This is a genomic window from Dyella silvatica (assembly GCF_026283955.1).
Classification (GTDB): Bacteria; Pseudomonadota; Gammaproteobacteria; order Xanthomonadales; family Rhodanobacteraceae; genus Dyella_C; species Dyella_C silvatica.
Genome location: NZ_JAPDPE010000021.1, coordinates 10,513 through 28,868, shown reverse-complemented (window position 1 = coordinate 28,868; position 18,356 = coordinate 10,513). Strand labels below are relative to the sequence as shown.

The following is an 18,356-nucleotide window of genomic DNA, read 5'->3' as shown; positions in this document are numbered from 1 at the left end:
GGGCGGCCTGTCCCGCCGGGGCTTTGCTCACTCAGCCGCGAAAGCGCTGGCTCATCCAGTGGCGCAGATCGGTGATTTCTTCGGCATTGACCGAATGCGGCATCGGATAGGTATGCCAGGCCACGTCATATCCCAGTGACTGCAGCAGCTCGCGCGAGGCTAGCCCACGGGTTAACGGAACGATCGGATCGCCGGTGCCGTGGCCCCAGAAAATAGGCGTTTTCGCGTTCGCCGAACTGCGTTCGGCGGCAAACAGTTCGTGCAGCGGCAAATAGGTAGACAGCGCAATCACACCAGCCAAAGGCTGGGCATGGCGCAAGCCGGCAGCGAGAGCAATCGCGCCGCCCTGCGAAAAGCCGGCGAGCAGGATACGTTCGCTCGGCACTCCGCGCTCGTGTTCTTGCGCAATCAAGGCTTCCACCGCCTCGATCGAGCCGCGAATGCCGGGCTCGTCCTGGCGCGACACCAGGTCGACCCCGGCAATGTCGTACCAGGCACGCATCGGCATGCCGCCATTGACGGTTACCGGGCGCACCGGCGCAGGGGGAAAGACAAAGCGCAGCGCCGGCCAATCGGTGGCGACCAGCTCTGGCACGATGGGCGCGAAGTCATGGCCATCGGCACCCAGGCCATGCAGCCAGATCACGCTATACAGCGGCTTGGCGGCGGTTTCGTGTTGAACAGTAGGCAGGGTCATGCGGGCTCGCTGAGGTAGAGGCGCAAGAGGCGATGAGCGCAGCGGCCGCTGGTCCGGCGGCAACTCACCGCGTCATCGACGGAGGCCCATCGGCTCTTGCGCGTAAGGCAGATAGCCGGGAAGCCTAACCGGAAGCCGGTTCCGGGGAAACGGGACACTTGGCGTTTGCGGTGCCTGCGCTGTTGGCTATCCTGCATGGTTTTGGATCGCGGAGTACCCCATGCGCCGAATGTTTGTAGCCGGCCTCGTTGCGCTCGCCACCGTACCGGCGGCAGCGCAGTCAGCTGTCACGCCCAGTCTTGATCTGGAAACCGTCATGGCGAACCCGGACTGGATCGGTGCGGCGGTCACGGCGCCCTATTGGAGTGTGGACGGCAAGAGCCTGTATTACACATTGAAGCGCGATGGCAGCAAGGTGCGCGATCTGTATCGGGTCGATCCGGCGAGCGGGCAGAGCGTGAAGCTCGATGCCGCCGCGCAAGCGCAGGCCGATGGCCCGGTGACTTTCGATCGCGCGCATCGATATGCCACCTTCTTGCGCCACGGCGATGTATTCCTGGTTGAGCTGGCCAGCGGCCGTCGTGTGCAGGTCACGCGCACGCCCGAGGCGGAATCCGCACCGAGCTTTTCCAGCGACGGTCGCATGCTGCAATTTCGCCAAGGCAATACGTGGTATCGCTACGATATCGCCGCCGGCGTGACGGCGCCCGCTGCGGTGCTGAAGTTCGCTGATGATCCGCAGGCCAAGCAGCCGGACGCGTTGGGTAACGAGCAACTGAAGTTGTTCAAGACACTGCGCCAGCTGAAAGCCGACAAAGACGGCCTGCGCGAGAACGACGATGCGCTTGCCGCCGCCGATCCCAGCCGCGCGCCGAAGCCGATCTGGCTTGGCGACAAGATCGATGCAGTCGATACCGAGCTGTCCCCGGATGGCCGCTGGATGCTGGTAGTGACCCAGCCCAAGGACTATGCCGAAGGCAAGGCGCCGCAAGTCACGCATTTCGTCACCGACAGTGGCTATGCCGAGCAGCGGGAAACGCGCGTCTACGTGGGCCGCAAAGATCCCGCGCCGCAGGCGCTGTTGTTGCTCGATCTGCTGAATCGCAAAAGCTATCCGCTGGCCATCGAAGGCCTGCCCGGCATCAAGGATGACCCACTCAAGGATCTACGCAACAAGGCCATCGCCACCCTGGAAAAAGCCGGCAAGCAGGATCAGGCGAAAGCGTTGAAGGCGCCAGAGGTCCGTGGTGTAAGAATCATTTCAGCGGCGGACGATGGTGGTGGCGGTGGCATCGTATGGAGCGATGACGGTCAGAACGTGGCGGTGCAATTGCGTGCCATCGACAACAAAGACCGCTGGATCGCCAGCGTCGATGTCGACAAACACACTTTGCTCAACCAGCACCGCCTGCATGACGACGCCTGGATCAACTGGAACTTCAACGATTTCGGTTGGCTCAAGGACAATCGCACGCTGTGGTACATGAGCGAAGAGACCGGTTTCTCGCAGCTCTACAGTAAGCCGCTGGATGGCAAGGCCAAGGCGCTGACCACGGGCAAGTTCGAGGTCAGCCATCCGCAGCTGACCGATGACGGACAGTGGTTTTATTTCCGCAGCAATCAGGTCGCGCCCTACAGCTACGATGTTTATCGTGTGGCTGCTCATGGCGGTGAATCGAGCCGGGTGACGCAGTACCAGGGCATGGATGACTTTGCCTTGTCGCCCAATGACCGGCAGCTCGCCGTGCTGCACTCGTCGCCTTACATGCTGCCGCAGCTGGCGGTGCAGGATGCCGCCGGCGGGGCGCCGCATGAGCTGACCAACACCATGAAACCGGCCTTCACCGCGCGTTCGTGGATTGCGCCGCGGATCGTCGGCGTGCCGTCCACGCACGGCGCCGGCACGGTTTGGGCGAAGTATTACGGCCCGGCCGACAAGGCTGCCGCCGCCGGTCGGCCTGCGGTGATCTTCGTGCATGGCGCGGGCTATCTGCAAAACGTCACGCTGTCGTGGTCCAACTACTTCCGCGAGCAGATGTTCCATAACCTGCTGGTGCAGCAGGGTTACGTCGTGCTGGACCTGGATTACCGCGCCTCGGAAGGCTATGGCCGCGATTGGCGCACAGCGATTTATCGGCAGATGGGCCACCCGGAGCTGGACGATTTGCTCGACGGCAAGGCGTGGCTGGTCAAACAGCAAGGGGTCGATGCCAAGCGCGTGGGCATTTATGGCGGCAGCTACGGTGGCTTCATGACCGAGATGGCCCTGCTGCGCGCACCCGGCGAATTCGCCGCCGGCTCGGCCCTGCGTCCGGTCAGTGACTGGCGGCTTTACAACCACGAATACACCTCGAACATCCTCAACGATCCGCAGCTCGACCCCGAGGCGTATGCGGCGAGCTCGCCGATCGAATATGCCGACAAGCTGCAAGATCCGTTATTGATCCAGCACGGCCTGATCGATGACAACGTGTTGGCGGAAGATTCGATTCGCCTGTATCAGCGCCTTATCGAGCTGCACAAGAAGAATTTCTGGATCTCACTTTACCCGATGGAGCGGCACAGTTTTGTCCATCCCGATTCGTGGTACGACGAATATCGCCGTATCGACGAGCTGTTCAATACCTGGTTGAAGCCACAGCCGTAGGGGTTAACCGAGGCGCCTCCCTTGTCTAGGAGGGAGGCGTCACACCGGGCGCTGCGCAAAGTAGCGTCCCGGTGATTCGCCAAAGCTGCGCCGGAACATCGCCACGAACGCGCTGATGCTGGCGTAACCCAGTGCATCGGCCACGCTGCTTACCGTCTCCCCGCCCGCCAGCCGCTCCAGGGCGCGGGTCAACCGTGCCTGCTGCCGCCATTGCGCGAAACTGCTGCCGGTTTCACTACGAAACAAACGGCTGACCGTGCGCGCCGACAAGCCCGCCCAGGCGGCCCATGCATCGAGGTTGCGGGCATCGTCGGGGCGATCGAGCACGGCGTGCGCAATCCGCAACAGGCGGCGGTCGCTAGGCATGTTCAAGTGCAGCGGCTCAACCGGTGCATGCCGGATCTCATCCATCAGCACGCTTAGCACGCGCTCTTGCTCGTCGCTCAAACTGTCTTGCAGTGTCCATGTGCTGGCGCGCAACACCAGCGCCCGCATCAGTTCGCTGACGCCGAGCACGCAGGTTCTCTGCGGCAAGCCTATGGCGGCCGATGGGGCGACATGCACCCCCCAGCCACGGGTGGCGTCGGCAATCCGTACCGTATGCATCTCGCCCGGAGGCATCCAGCCGACCCGCAGCGGTGGCAAGGTCAGTGAGCCATGCTCGGTGCGGACACTGATCAAGCCACGTTCCAGATAGAACAACTGACCGCGTACATGGCTATGCCATTCGGTTTCCATGGTTTGCAGCGGCGTGCCATCGGCCTGATCGTCGACGACGTAGGCAATCAGCGCGGGGCCGTCCAGGCGCTCGACAAGTTGAAAGATTTCTTCGGCATGGTTCATGGCAGTGCTTGATCGCCTCGGCTGACCGGCTTATGCGTGTCGTTTGTACAGAGCCGGCCCTCCCTGGCCGGTGACTCAAATGGCGTGTTCTAGACATAAGTTGTCTGACTAACGTTATCAGGCCAAACGGTATTCCGCCTAGGCTAGGGCTATGTGCGCATCCCCGTGTCGCACGCTGTCCGTCATCAGCCGCCATGTCACGGCGAAGCCAGTCCGGACGTCCTCCATGTACACACTTAAGGAGATCGGTATGTCGTCATCCGACTCGCCGTCCGTTCCGATGGACGCTAACGAAGCGCTTACCCGTTTCGTCGTCAACGCACTCTTGATGCTGGATCCGGCCACCCCGGAGGCTTTGCGGCGCCAGGTAGAGCCACGCATGCTGGCGCAGCTGCCCACCTTGCAGGCGCTGGGAGTCTTCGAGCTATTCGCCATACGCGATCCGGCACTACGCGCCCTGGTGCGCGAAGAGTTGCTGGCCCGCCAGCAGGCCTGGCAACAGCAAAGCGAGGCGGCCTGACATGCTGAATAGTTCACAAAGAAGATAGTGTCTTGCATATATTTGCCTTGACAAATATCTGCAAGGCAATAGTATGCGCATCATGAAAAAGGATTCCACCCCGTTTGAGCCTGTCAAAGAGAATCTGGGTGTGTTGCTAGGTCTGGTGCGCAGTGAGCTGGTTCGAACCATGGAGGCCGAGTTGCTGGCCACGGGGGTGGATCTGCGCTTTACGCAGTTCCTCATTCTCAAGCGGCTGGCCCGGCTGGGTCCGATGTCAGCCAGTGAGCTGGCGCGTTCGGTGGAGCTGGATGGCGGCGCGATGACCCGCCAGCTCGATCAGCTCGAACGCAAGGGTTATTTGCGCCGCCGGCCGCACGAACAAGATCGGCGCGCATTGCGGATCGAGTTAACCGAGGCGGGCACGGCGCTATGGCTGCAAATGACCGACTGCAATGCCCGGGTGCTGGAAGCCGCCCAGCGTTCGCTGAGCGACGCCGAGCGAGACCACCTGCACGACTATCTGGAGCGTGTCTTGAATGCGCTTCGCGACAAAGCCTGAAACCTGCGTTTTCTATCACTCGTCACATACAACACTTTCCGGACATATACCCATGCGTCTGCACCTACTTGCGGCGGCTGTCGGTCTGACTCTCGCGTTGGCGGGATGCGCCAGCAGCGGCGGTTTGCATCCTGACGGCACGCCGATGGACTCCGCCTCGCTGAAGAGCGAGCGCAGCCTGGCCAAATTCGATGTATCGCCGGCACAGTGGCCGGCACAAGACTGGTGGACCGGCCTGGGCGATGCACAGCTCGACAGCTTGATCAGCGAAGCCCTGCAGGATAACCCGAACCTGGCGCTGGCCGATGCGCGCGCGCGTCAGGCACAGGCCGAGGTCGGCATTGCCGATGCGGCACGCGGTCCCAGCGTGAATGCCGGCGCCAGCGTGGCGGGTGCGCGCCTGCCGACCACCTTGCCGCCGATCGGTAACGGTCATTACGGCATAGCCAAATATGGCTATGCCAGCTTCAAGTGGGATATCGACCTCTGGGGTGGCAAGCGTGCGGCATGGCAAGCTGCCCTGGGCGCCGCCCGTGCGGCCGATGTCGAACAGCGCGCGGCGCGGATCGAAATTTCCAGCAATGTCGCCCGCGGTTACGTGCAGCTCGGTTATGCCTATGCCCAGCAAGATGTCGCCAAGGCGGAGCTGGAGCGAGCCAACAGCGCGCGCAAGCTGACCACCCAGCGCGTCGATGCCGGTATCGACAACCAAATGCAGCTCAAGCAGAGCGACGCCGAAGTCGCCAGCGCCGAAGAGCAGCTGGCATTGGCTGATCGCGCCATCGATGCCGCGCGTTCGGCTTTGTCCGTGCTGCTGGGCAAGGGGCCGGATCGTGGCCTGGATATCGGCCGTCCGCAGGTGCTCAAGCCTTCCGCGGTGGCGGTTCCGGCCGATCTTTCGGTCGAATTGCTTGGCCATCGCGCCGATCTGGTGGCTGCTCGTTGGCGCGTCGAAGCGGCCGGCAAGAACATCAAGGCCGCCAAGACACAGTTCTTGCCCAACCTCAGCCTGAGTGCCATGGCCGGGGTGATCGGGCTGGGCGGCGGCAATATCTTCCAGCTGCCTGCGCGCTTCTACGAAGGTGGCCCGGCCGTCAGCCTGCCGATCTTCGACGGTGGCCGCCTGCGCTCCAACCTCGCCAGCAAGGACGCCGACTACGATCTTGCCGTCGCGCAATACAACCAGATCATGATCGGCGCGATCAACGAAGTGGCCGATCATTTGTCGGCGCTGCGTTCGCTGCAAGAACAGATCGCGGCCGAACAGCGCGCGCTGGATGCCGCTTCGCAGGCGTGGCAGCTGTCGCAGCAGCGTTACCAGTCCGGCATCGGCAGTTATCTCGAAGCGCTTAGCGTGCGTCAGCAACTGCTGATGGCCGACCAGCGCATGGCTGCCTTGCAATCGCAGCAAGTCGATCTTTCGGTGCAGCTGATCCAGGCGCTCGGCGGCGGTTTCCGTCCGCAGGCCGATGACGCTGACCTCGCCAATCATTCCAACTCCCCCCGTTCCTGAGGCTGATCCCATGTCTAGCCAAACCCCACTCGCGGCCGACAACACGGTCGTCCAGCCACCTAAAAACCGCCGCGGCTTGATGTTGCGCCTGCTGCTGGCGGTGCTCGTGCTCGGCATCATTGCCTGGGCACTGTGGTACTTCCTCGAGGGCCGCTGGTACGAAGGTACCGACGATGCCTACGTCAACGGCAACGTCGTGCAAATCACCCCGCAGATTGCCGGCACCGTGGTGAGCATCGGCGCCGATGACGGCGACCTGGTGCATGAGGGCGATGTCTTGATCAAGCTCGATCAGGCCGATGCCGATGTCGCCTTGGCGCAGGCCAAGGCCAATCTGGCCAATACCGTGCGTAAGGTGCGTGGCTTGTATAGCAACGTATCCGGTGCACAGGCCGATGTCGCTGCGCGCAAGGTGGCGGTGGACAAGGCACGCGCCGATTTCGAGCGTCGTCGCAACCTGGCCAAGTCGGGTGCGATTTCCGCCGAAGAGCTGTCGCACGCCAGCGACGCGCTGACCTCGGCCGAGAGCGCGATGATTGCATCGCAACAGCAGTACCAGACCAACAAGGTACTGGTCGATGACACCGTGGTTGCCTCGCATCCAGACGTGCAGGCCGCTGCCGCGCAGTTGCGCGCTGCCTATCTCAATGATGTACGCACCACCTTGGTCGCGCCGGTTACCGGCTATGTCGCCAAGCGCACCGTGCAGGTCGGTCAGCGGGTGCAGCCGGGCGCCGCGCTGATGGCGGTGGTGCCGTTGCATGAGGTGTGGGTGGATGCGAACTTCAAAGAGACTCAATTGACCCATATGCGCATTGGTCAGCCGGTGGAAATCAGCACCGACGTCTATGGCAGCAAGGTTATCTACAAAGCCCAAGTGAAGAGCCTGGGTGTTGGTACGGGTAGCGCGTTCTCGTTGCTGCCGGCGCAGAACGCCACCGGCAACTGGATCAAGATCGTGCAGCGCGTGCCGGCCCGTATCGTGTTCACCGAGCCCAAGCAGCTTGAAGAGCATCCGCTGCGCATCGGTCTGTCAGCCAACGTCGACGTCAGCCTGCATGACCAGAGCGGCCCGATGCTGTCGCAGCAGGCGCCGACCCAGGCCGCCTTCAGCACCGATGTGTATCAGAAGCAGCTGGCCAAGGCCGACGGCGTCATCGAGCAGATTCTGCACGCCAATATGCCTGGCAACAGCGCATCCACCGAAGGCACCCACGCGAAGTGACCTGGATCCCTCCCCTGTTCGCAGGGGAGGGTTGGAGAGGGATAGAAATCCGGTATCCGGATTCATCCCCTCTCAGCCTCCTCCCGCTAACTAAGGGGTGGAGTCAACTCTTGAGACTCCCACGCCGCCATGAGCACCGAATTCCGTCCGCCCAATCTGGCGTTGTCCACGATCGGTTTGTCGCTGGCCACCTTTATGCAGGTGCTCGATACGACCATCGCCAACGTGTCATTGCCGACGATCGCCGGCAATCTCGGCGTCAGCTCCAACCAGAGCACCTGGGTCATCACCTCGTTTGCGGTGAGCAATGCGATTGCCTTGCCGCTGACCGGCTTTCTTACGCGCCGCTTCGGTGAAACCAAGCTGTTCGTCTGGGCAACCCTGTTGTTCTCGCTGGCCTCGTTGTTGTGCGGCATGGCGCAGAGCATGGGCATGCTGATTCTGTTCCGCGCGATTCAAGGTGCGGTGGCCGGGCCGATGTACCCGATCACCCAAAGCTTGCTGATTTCGATTTATCCACCGGCCAAGCGTGGCATGGCGCTGGCGCTGCTGGCGATGGTCACGGTGGTGGCGCCGATTGCCGGTCCGATTCTCGGTGGCTGGGTTACCGACAATTACTCGTGGCCGTGGATTTTCTTCATCAACGTGCCGATCGGTATTTTCGCCAGCATGGTCGTGGCCAATCAGATGAAGGGCCGCCCCGAGCGCACCGAGCGTCCACGGGTGGACTACGTCGGCCTGCTTACCCTGGTGCTGGGTGTGGGCGCATTGCAGATCGTGCTGGACAAAGGCAACGACGAGGACTGGTTCAACTCGCAATTTATCGTGCTGACCAGCATTGTCGCCGCGGTCGGTCTGATCGTGTTCCTGATCTGGGAGCTCACCGACAAAGATCCGATCGTCAATCTGAAGCTGTTCCGGCATCGCAATTTCCGTTTCGGCACCCTGTCGCTGGTGCTGGGCTACGCTGCCTTTTTTGCGATCGCCTTGCTGGTGCCGCAATGGTTGCAACGGAACATGGGCTACACCTCCACCTGGGCGGGTCTTGCTACCGCGCCGCTGGGTGTCTTGCCGGTGCTGTTGACGCCATTCGTGGGCAAGTACGCGGGTCGCTTTGACCTGCGCATGCTGGCCTCGATTTCCTTCATCGTGATGGGCGCGACCTCGTTCATGCGCTCGGATTTCTTCCCCGGCGTGGATTTCGGTCACGTTGCCTTTGTGCAGTTGCTACAGGGTCTGGGCGTGGCGTTCTTCTTCATGCCGGTGCTGACCATTCTGCTTTCGGATCTGCAGCCGAATGAAATTGCCGCAGGCTCCGGTCTGGCGACCTTCCTGCGTACCTTGGGCGGTAGCTTCGCGGCCTCGTTGACCACCTTTCTGTGGGATCGCCGGGCGACACTTCATCATGCCCAGCTGACCGAGCACATCACGCCTTACGATCCGGCCACGGTAGCCACGATGAGTGGCATGGGCGACGCGCAAACCGCCGCGGTATCGGTCAATCAGCTGATTACCCAGCAGAGTTATCACATCGCCTTCAACGAAGTATTCCATCTGCTTGGATGGATCTTCATCAGCCTGATTCTGGTGGTGTGGCTGGCCAAGCCGCCGTTTGCGGCCAAGGCAGGGCCTGCGGCAAGCGGCCATTGATGGGAGCTTTTCCCCTCTCCTGAGTTTCAGGAGAGGGTTGGGATCGAGGGGCTCGTACAGCGCTACCCTCGTCCCGCATCTCCCTTACGGCGAGATGCGTCGTACTCGAGGCCTACGGGCGACCTTTTAAATATCGAAAGCGAGCCCGACCAAGGCCATGGTTTCCCCACGGTTAGGGTCATGCAGGCCGGCATTCGACAGGTGACGAATCTGGAAACTCCAGCGCTGACCTTGCCAGCCCACCGTGTTGACGAATTGGCCGGTACTGCTCAGCGCTTGCGAACGGCCACTCAACAAAGCCCCTTGCAGCGAGTAGTACAGCTGGTGATACCAGTCGCCGGGCTCGCCGTAGTGCAAGCGCGCACCGCCCGCGACCAGCCAGATCGCATGGTCCGTACTGAAATGCCGGTAACGGAAACGCTCGACGTTGCGGCCATTGATCCAGCCCAGCGATACATCCGGCGACCAGCTGAAGTTGCTGTTGCCGATGCGATGCTCATCAAGCACGGCCTCGACAAAAGCGGTGTTGGTGCCGTAGCTATCCATATAGCTGCGGCCGCCTTGTACTTCGATACGGGCGGCGGCGGCGGGTAATGCATGACAGAGTCCCATGGTGATGAGACTCCGTTTATGTACTCGAAAGTTTAAAAATCAACCCCTGCTGAGATTGAGGCTGATGCCGGGCTTGAATCGAGGCAGCCACTGGGCGGACCTGCGGGTGGAGCGGGTAAATCCCGTGCGGCGAAAAGCGGTAGCCGGGCAGCCGGTCGCCGCCGCCCTTGCTGCAGATCGGCTTGAGTCAGCCGGGCGGGTAAATGTCGCCACGCCCATCCCGGCCAGGCAGCGGCACGCAAGATGGATGCGCTGCCGGTGCTGGTCACGGCCTGATCCGTCGGCTGTGTTCCAGTCACGCTGGCCCTGTCATCAGCTGTTCTTGACAATTTACATAAGTGCTTATATACATGCCCACATGATGCCCGGACTCGGTACCCAATTACGTCATTTGGTCGAACTGCTCGACGGCGCGGTGGAAGAGGCTTATGCCTTGGCGGGGCTGCGTTATCGACCGCGATTCACACCGGTGGTGCGTGCCTTGATGGTATGCGAGCCTTCCACGATCGGACAAATTGCGGAGGCTGCCAAGATCACGCAACCGGCGGCGACACAGACGGTTGCCTTGATGATCAAGGAAGGGCTGCTTGCTTCCGAGCCCGGGCCGGTTGACGGCCGCCAGCGACTGATTCGTCTATCGCCGCGCGGTCGCGCGATACTGCCGCAGCTGCACGAATGCTGGAAGGTAACGCAGCTGGCCGGCGAAAGCCTCGATGCGTCGCTAGCGCGTCCTCTGTCGCAGTCACTCGACGAGGCCATCGCGGCACTGGGCGTGGAAACCTTCGGTGACCGAATGGAGAAAGCGCGCACGCGACTATCCGGTGCGAAAGCGCCAGCTACCAAGAGCACAGTGAAAAAGCGCAATACAGGCGCAGGTAAGGATGCCGCAAAGAAGAAGCGGACGAGTGGCGCGTGACCACCAGCCTTGCGCAAGCACGGTACCTCGCGAGCAACAGCAAGAGATACACGACCACCACCCCATTCCTGCGGCAGTTTCCCCGTTGAAATCACCGTAACTCGCGGCGAACTACTGCCACGCCGATCTTTTGATCAACGTGCAGAAGTACTTGGCGTCGCTTACCTAGCCATCTCCAGCCAGGCCCTCTATGAAATACATTCTGCTTGCCGTGTCATTGGCACTCGGCTCCTGCTGCGCTGTCGCCGCCGATCTCGACGCTTCGGTGATCACGGCGAACAGTCAGCGTGAGGTGATCGAACAAGCTGCCGAGGTGATCCAAGCTCGTTATGTGGATCCGGCCATCGGACGCAAAGTCGCCCAGGCCATTCGCCAGCAGGCCAATACCGATGCGTTCAAGCGTGACCGCGGCCCCGAAGCGTTCGCCCAGTCTTTGACCGAGGAGCTGCGCAAGCTTTCCGGTGACGGACACTTTCGCATCAATTACAGCGTGCAGCCGGTACCGATGCCCGATGCGAACGCTGCCGATCAATATGAAGAAGACGATGACAGCTGGGCCGGCCCAGCGATCAATCATGGCTTCGAGAGCGTGCGGCGCCTCGATAGCGACATCGGTTACCTCGACCTTCGCGTATTCGCACCGCCGCGCGTGGCGGCCGACATGCTGCAATCGGCGATGACCTTGCTGGCGCAGTCCAAGGTATTAATCATCGACTTACGCAACAACGGCGGCGGCGACAGCAGCATGGACATGCTGATGGCCGCCTATCTGCTGGACAAGCCGGCAGAGATGAGCGCCATCTACGACCGGCCGAGCAACCGGCTCACCCGTGCCACCTCGCCGGTGTGGGTGCCCGGCCGTCGATTCGGTGGCAGCAAGCCGGTCTATGTGCTTATTTCGCACAAGACCTTTTCCGCGGCCGAAGCCTTCGCTTACGACCTGCAGGCCATGAAGCGGATCACCGTGGTAGGCGAAGCCAGTGGTGGTGGCGCGCATCCGTACGAGCGTCGGCGCCTCACCGATCATTTCCTGATCAAGTTGCCGGAAATGCGCTCGATCAATCCCATCACCGGCACGGACTGGCAGGGCGTGGGCGTGAAGCCGGATGTACCAACCCCGCCTGAGCTCGCGCTCGACAAGGCGCTCGAACTAGCGCGCGCGGCGATAAGCAAAGAACCCGGGCCGAGTGAAAAGCCAGCGCACTGACCTTTCGCACCCGCAGGGCCGCGCGCAACATTCTGCCGCCAGCTGCCGACGGCCATCTACTCCGTACCATCGATATCTTGGGCATCTAGTCATCATGGAGATGACTGTCATCGGCATGACTCTGCGGTACGCGATGCTGCGCTATCGAGAGCGGCAGACCGCCAGCGTAGGCCAGCATAATAAGCGGCTTGCCAGGCTCGTGTTTTGAAATCGACGCGTGGAGCAGGCTGCTGTAGCGCCATCTGCGGGAAACCTGGCGTGAGGCATGAGCTGCGCCGTTATTTTTACCCGTATTTTATTGACAGGGTAATTTTGCCGGGTAAAATTGCCAGTCAACAAACCCGGCAGCGACCTTCATGCAAACGCCCAACCCTGTTACTTGCACTGCCTTTGCCGGTCATCGGCTGATCGCCACCGGCGCACTCAGCGATGTCGTACTGGCCACCAAACACGTACTGGATGCCGGTAGTAACGAGCCGGTGCTGATCTTTGACGATCACAGCTGCCGCCAGGTCGAGTTCGATTTTCGTGGCACTCCAGACGAGGTGCTGGCGCGTTTGCCCAATCACGCGCCCGAGCCCGTCGTGGCCCGTGGGCCAGGCCGCCCGAAACTGGGCGTGATCGCGCGCGAGGTCACCTTATTGCCGCGGCATTGGGATTGGCTGGGCGGCCAGTCGGGCGGTGCTTCTGCCACCTTGCGGCGACTGGTCGAAGAAGCCGCGCGCGGGAACAGCGGCAAGCTCCGTGCGCGCCAGGCCAGCGAAGCGGTCGATCGATTCATGCAGACCATGACCGGCGACTTCCCCGGTCATGAAGAAGCGTCGCGCGCCTTCTGGCGCAACGAGCCCGCGACCTTCGAGGCGCTGATCGCCGCGTGGCCGGTCGATGTGCGCGATCATCTACGGCGATTGGCAGCACTGGCGTGGGATGACGCCGGCAGCACGCCCAGGCCATAGACTTAAGGACACGCGGTCAGCCGGTGACTACCTTCACGGCGCCAGCTGGCGGCCCGGTTTGACTCCGCCTGGACTGAGATGATGTAAAGCTCGTGCCTATCCCCATGTAGTTCCCTCATGTAGTCCTCTACAGCAACCTTCATCGCGGAAAACCATGCATGTCAGCCCCTGCTAACCGTCGGCCTTCGCTGACTGAAGGTCCGATCGCCCGTACCCTGTTGATGTTCGCGTTGCCGATTCTGGGCAGCACGGTGCTGCAGTCGATGAATGCCTCGGTCAACGCGATGTGGATCGGTCACTATCTCGGCGAATCAGCCTTGAGTGCGATCAGCAACGCCAATCTGATTCTGTTTCTGCTGCTCAGTGCGGTGTTCGGCATCAGCATGGCTTGCACGATTCTGATCGGGCAAAGCCTGGGCGCGCGCAACATGGTCGAAGCCAAGCGCGTGGTCGGCACCAGCGCGAGTTTCTTCATCGTCATTTCGCTGGTGATCGCACTGCTTAGCTACCTGGGCACGCCATGGCTGCTGCGCCAGCTGGGCACGCCCGCCGATGCGCTGCCGTACGCGGTGCCGTATTTGCGCATCATTTTCATCGCCCTGCCGGCGATGTATTTCTATAACTTCGTGATGATGACGCTGCGCGGCGCCGGCGATTCGCGCACCCCGTTCGTGTTTATGGGCTTGTCGGTACTGCTGGATATCGGGCTTAACCCGCTCTTGATGTTCGGCATCGGGCCGTTTCCGCGCATGGGTATCGCCGGTTCCGCCATGTCGACGTTGATCGCGCAAAGCCTGACCTTGCTCGCCTTGCTCGGTACGCTGTATGCGCGCAAGCATTTCCTGCGCTTGACCGGTACCGAACTGCGTTATCTCAAGCCCAACCCGGAGATTCTGCGTTCGCTGATCTTCAAGGGTTTGCCGATGGGCTTGCAGATGATTGTCATCTCATCGTCGTCGATGCTGATGATGCGGCTGGTCAACAACTACGGCTCGCACACGACGGCGGCCTATGGCGCAGCCAACCAGCTGTGGAACTATGTGTTGATGCCGGCCATGGCCATCGGTGCGGCGGTATCGTCGATGGCGGCGCAGAATGTCGGCGCTCGGCTATGGGAGCGCGTGCACCGCATCGCCCGTGTCGGCGTGCTGTACAACTTCTTGCTCAGCGGCAGCTTGATCAGCCTGATCATCCTGTTCAATCGAAGCGCCTTGAATCTGTTCTTGCCGGGTGACAGCGCCGCCATGGACCTGGCTCAGCATCTCAATGTGATTGCCGTGTGGTCGTTTATGTTCCTCGGCGTCACCTTTGTCTTGTTCGGCGTCGTGCGTGCCACGGGTGCGGTATGGCCGCCCTTGATCATCCTGTTCATTGCCACCTGGCTTATCCGGCCGCCGTTCGCCTTGGCCTTGATGCCGAGCATCGGCTCCGATGCGATCTGGTGGAGCTTTCCGTTGAGCTCGATGATTTCGATGCTGATGGCCATCACTTATTACCGCTTAGGTGGCTGGCGCAAGGCACACATGCTGAGCGCGCCGATCGAAACCGTGGCGCCAATCGAGGCCGCGAAGTAGCCAAACGCACTTCCTCTTGCAAGTAGGAGGAAGTGCGTTCGCGACATCCATCCGATCAGGTCAGGCCGTCTGGCCGGCGGCCTTCAGCGCGCGCCTTTGCGCGCGATGTGCTCTACGCGCGGCATGGCGTATCTTGCGATCGTAGTTCCACAGGTAGATGGCCGGTGTGCTGAGCAGCGTCAGCAACTGCGACACCAGCAGGCCGCCGACGATGGCCACGCCCAGGGGCTGGCGCATCTCCGAGCCGATACCGAAGCCGATCGCCAGCGGCAATGCCGCGCCCATCGCCACCAGGGTAGTCATAGTGATCGGACGAAAGCGCACCAGCGCCGCCTGGCGAATCGCATCCGGCGGCGACATGCCATGCTCGCGCTGCGCGACCAGGGCAAAGTCGACCATCAGGATGGCGTTCTTCTTGACGATGCCGATCAGCATCAAGATCGCGATGATCGCCATCAAGGTGATCTGCGTCTGGGTGACCAGCATCGCCAGGAACGCACCCATGCCTGCCGCCGGCAGCGTCGACAGAATGGTCAGTGGATGCCCCAGACTCTCGTAGAGAATGCCCAGCACGATATACATGGCGAGAATCGAGCCGAGCAACAACACAAACCCATTGGATTGCGCCTGCTGCAGGCGCTGATTGTTGCCGGTGTATTCCACATGCACGCCCGCCGGTAAATGCACCGCCAGGGCGGCCTGGTCCACTAGCCTGATGCCTTGATCCTGCTTGACGTCTTTGGCGAGGTTGTAGCTGATGGTGGCCGCTTGCAGCTGATTGTGGTGGCGGATTTTCAACGGGCTGACGTTAGGCTCGATATGCGCCAGCGCCGACATCGGAATCATCGTGCCCTGGGCATTGCGCACATACAGATTAAGCAAGGCCGCCGGGCTGATCGTCTGCGCACTGGACGAGGTCAGCACCACCCAGTACTGGTTGATATCCGAATAGATTACCGAGATCGGACTCTGCCCGAACGAGTTGGCCAGCGCCGTATCGACCATGGCCGCGCTGACCTGCAGGCGGCTCGCGGATTCGCGATCGACCTTCAGCAGCTGTTGCTTGCCGGTAAGCTCGAACGAGCTGGTCACGTCACGCATGCTTTTGACCGTGCGCAACTGGCGCACCATCTTCAATGCCCAGGGCTGCAAGTCTTCGCCGCTGGTGCCGATCAGCTGGAACTCGTACTGGCCACCCTTGTCGCCGCTACCACCGCCACCGAGGAACTGCGACAGGGTGAGTGTCACCTTGGTATTGGGCATCAGGTCGTACTGTTTGGACAGCCGCTCCATCACTGCCTTGGCGCTTTCATGCCGATCGTTGGGGCCATCGCCACGCGGTTTGAGATCGACAAACATGCCGGCGTTATTGCCCACCGCGCCATTGCCATTGCCGTCGTTGCTGCCCAACGTGGTCAGCACATGCAGCACAGCAGGGTCAGCCTGCATGATGTCGGCGACCCGTCGCGCACGTTCGGCCATCAGCGTGGGTGAAATATTCGCGTCGGCGGTGATATCAGCCTGCAGCAGGCCAGTGTCTTCCTCCGGCATGAAGTTGCCACCCGCGGTCATCGCTGTCGCGACGGCAAGCCCCACCGTAAGCAGCAGCAGGATCACCGGCTGCCAGCGCATGATTCGGCGATGATGCATGGCCCAGTCCAGCGCCCGCTCGTAATGATGATGCAGGCGACGATCAAAGCGCTCCAGCGCCAGCTCCAGCTTGCCGGGCGTACGCTCGCCGGGCTTCTCGACAGTGAGAAAGTAGCCGCAGAGCGCTGGCGTAAGCGTGAGCGAGACGATGGCGGAAATCACCACCGCGACCGTCAGCGTGACAGAGAATTCGCGCAGCAACATGACGACGATGTTGTTGCCGAACAGCAGCGGCGCGAACACCGCGACCAGCGACAAGGTAATCGAGATCACCGTAAAGCCAATCTCGCGGACGCCGTTCAGGGCGGCGGGCAATGCCTGCTCGCCATGCTCCATATGGCGCACGATGTTCTCGATCACCACGATGGCGTCGTCCACCACAAAGCCGATACACAGCACCAGCGCTACCAACGACAAGGTATTGAGCGAATAACCCAGCGCCCACATCGCTACGAACGCACCGGCCAGCGACAACGGCACGCTCAGCATGGCAATCAAGGTGGGGCGTATGCGGCGCAAAAACACCAGCATCACCAGCATCACCATCGCGATACTGATCAGCAATGCGATCTCCACTTCATGCAGCGCGGACTTGGTCGTCTCGGTCAGGTTGAAGGTGGGAGTCATTACGATATCGGCAGGCATCCAGCGATGAAATTCCGGCAGCCGGTCGAGCACTGCTTGCACCGTGGCCACCGCGTTGGCGTCGGCTCGCTTGGTGATTTGGATCGCCACGGACGTCTTGCCGTTGAACCATGCGGCCTGGTACTCGTCTTGTGGGCCGCTGCTGACCGTGGCGATATCGGATAAACGCACCGGTATGCCTTTCTTCATGGCGATCAGCAAACTGCCGAATTCCTCCGGCGAATGCAGCGAGTCGTTGGCGGTGACCGTCATCTGGGTGTGGCCATCGGTCAACAAACCTTGCGGTGAGTTGACGTTGGCAGCGATCAGCGCATTGCTGACATCGTTGGCGCTCAAGCCCTTGACAGCGAGCGCCGCGGTATTCAATTCCACTCGCACCGCATGCGGCGAACCGCCAAATATCTGTACTTGAGCTACGCCGGGAATCTGCGCGATCGCCGGCTTGAGCAAGTTATCGCTAAGCTCATACAGCTTATCCGGCGGCATGCCGGTCGAGGTCAGCGTAATAAACAGAATGGGCAGCTGCGAGGTATCGAATTTGAAATACTGCGGCTGCGAAGGCATGCCGCTGGTGGGTAGATCCGCGGCGGCGGCGTTCAACGCCGCCTGCACATCGCGGGCGGCTTTGTCCGCGCTGCGGTCGTAGTTGAAACGCACCTGGACGGTGGCCGAGCCCTCGGTCGCATTGCCGTACATTTCCTCGACGCCGGGGATACGGCCAAGATGGCGTTCGATCGGCGCGAGCACGCTATTGGCCATGGTCTGCGCACTGGCGCCGGGCATTTGCGCGCTGACGAACACGCCAGGAATTTCCAGCGACGGGAGCGCTGCTACGCCGAGCAGGCTATACGCCCATGAACCCGCCAGAATCAGGCCCAGCGCGAGCAATGAGGTGCCGATCGGACGGCGGATCAGTGGTGCGAAAATATTCACAGGCCTCCCGGGCCATCGCTGCAACGTACCAGGCGGATCCCACACAAACGACATCGCGCGACATGACGCGATGCGTCTTCGAAAGCAGCGAGATCGGCAGGTTCAATCATCTTGACTTTATGCCTGCCGTATATGACCGGCGAATGTGCCTGAAGTCCGTCCCTGCCGAAAGGCAGGGGCCGAATCTTGCCCGCTTTCCCGCCTACATGAAGTGAAGACGATCATCA

General features: G+C 61.5%; 14 protein-coding genes. 10 read left to right on the top strand and 4 right to left on the bottom strand.

Translation table 11 applies throughout. The features are described from left to right. Window positions 1-31 precede the first annotated feature (31 nt). Window positions 32-697 carry an alpha/beta hydrolase gene (locus tag OUZ52_RS06380; RefSeq protein ID WP_266157546.1) on the bottom strand — a complete coding sequence of 222 codons (666 nt, stop codon included), beginning with the start codon at window positions 695-697 and terminating at the stop codon, window positions 32-34. A 220-nt stretch (window positions 698-917) separates the two neighbouring features. Here OUZ52_RS06380 and OUZ52_RS06375 point away from each other — a divergent pair, with 220 nt between their 5' ends. Next, a complete protein-coding gene (locus OUZ52_RS06375; RefSeq protein ID WP_266157545.1) occupies window positions 918-3,344 on the top strand; it encodes a S9 family peptidase in 2,427 nt (808 codons plus the stop codon). Window positions 3,345-3,383: 39 nt separating this feature from the next. Here OUZ52_RS06375 and OUZ52_RS06370 read toward each other — a convergent pair whose 3' ends face one another. Further along, window positions 3,384-4,187 (bottom strand): AraC family transcriptional regulator, encoded by an 804-nt coding sequence (locus tag OUZ52_RS06370; protein ID WP_266157544.1) that lies wholly within the window; start codon window positions 4,185-4,187, stop codon window positions 3,384-3,386. 250 nt (window positions 4,188-4,437) lie between these two features. On the opposite strand from OUZ52_RS06370, the gene OUZ52_RS06365 reads away from it, so the two are divergent. The 5 genes from OUZ52_RS06365 (at window position 4,438) to OUZ52_RS06345 (ending at window position 9,636) form a co-directional block, all read left to right on the top strand. Beyond that, entirely contained in the window at window positions 4,438-4,707 is a 270-nt protein-coding gene (locus OUZ52_RS06365) for a hypothetical protein (protein ID WP_266157543.1), read from the top strand. Between the two features lie 169 nt (window positions 4,708-4,876). Further along, window positions 4,877-5,248: a MarR family transcriptional regulator gene (locus tag OUZ52_RS06360; protein WP_323135319.1), complete on the top strand. Its 372-nt coding sequence runs from the start codon at window positions 4,877-4,879 to the stop codon at window positions 5,246-5,248. 52 nt (window positions 5,249-5,300) lie between these two features. Next, complete coding sequence (locus OUZ52_RS06355; protein ID WP_266157541.1) at window positions 5,301-6,761, top strand: efflux transporter outer membrane subunit; 1,461 nt, start codon at window positions 5,301-5,303, stop codon at window positions 6,759-6,761. Between the two features lie 10 nt (window positions 6,762-6,771). Then, on the top strand, window positions 6,772-7,986 hold the full coding sequence (locus tag OUZ52_RS06350) for an HlyD/EmrA/EmrK family protein (RefSeq protein WP_266157540.1): 1,215 nt from the start codon (window positions 6,772-6,774) through the stop codon (window positions 7,984-7,986). A 129-nt stretch (window positions 7,987-8,115) separates the two neighbouring features. Then, on the top strand, window positions 8,116-9,636 hold the full coding sequence (locus OUZ52_RS06345; protein ID WP_266157539.1) for a DHA2 family efflux MFS transporter permease subunit: 1,521 nt from the start codon (window positions 8,116-8,118) through the stop codon (window positions 9,634-9,636). 126 nt (window positions 9,637-9,762) lie between these two features. Here the strand turns inward: OUZ52_RS06345 and OUZ52_RS06340 are convergent, their stop codons facing one another. After that, on the bottom strand, window positions 9,763-10,248 hold the full coding sequence (locus OUZ52_RS06340) for an acyloxyacyl hydrolase (protein WP_266157531.1): 486 nt from the start codon (window positions 10,246-10,248) through the stop codon (window positions 9,763-9,765). 358 nt (window positions 10,249-10,606) lie between these two features. On the opposite strand from OUZ52_RS06340, the gene OUZ52_RS06335 reads away from it, so the two are divergent. From OUZ52_RS06335 to OUZ52_RS06320, 4 genes are all read left to right on the top strand, one after another. Then, complete coding sequence (locus tag OUZ52_RS06335; RefSeq protein WP_266157530.1) at window positions 10,607-11,164, top strand: MarR family winged helix-turn-helix transcriptional regulator; 558 nt, start codon at window positions 10,607-10,609, stop codon at window positions 11,162-11,164. Between the two features lie 190 nt (window positions 11,165-11,354). Beyond that, window positions 11,355-12,371: a S41 family peptidase gene (locus tag OUZ52_RS06330; protein ID WP_266157529.1), complete on the top strand. Its 1,017-nt coding sequence runs from the start codon at window positions 11,355-11,357 to the stop codon at window positions 12,369-12,371. 356 nt (window positions 12,372-12,727) lie between these two features. Continuing rightward, window positions 12,728-13,327: a DUF2239 family protein gene (locus OUZ52_RS06325; RefSeq protein WP_266157528.1), complete on the top strand. Its 600-nt coding sequence runs from the start codon at window positions 12,728-12,730 to the stop codon at window positions 13,325-13,327. A gap of 158 nt (window positions 13,328-13,485) precedes the next feature. Further along, on the top strand, window positions 13,486-14,901 hold the full coding sequence (locus OUZ52_RS06320) for an MATE family efflux transporter (protein ID WP_266157527.1): 1,416 nt from the start codon (window positions 13,486-13,488) through the stop codon (window positions 14,899-14,901). Between the two features lie 60 nt (window positions 14,902-14,961). On the opposite strand, the gene OUZ52_RS06315 is transcribed toward OUZ52_RS06320, so the two are convergent. After that, a complete protein-coding gene (locus OUZ52_RS06315; RefSeq protein ID WP_266157526.1) occupies window positions 14,962-18,129 on the bottom strand; it encodes an efflux RND transporter permease subunit in 3,168 nt (1,055 codons plus the stop codon). Window positions 18,130-18,356 lie beyond the last annotated feature (227 nt).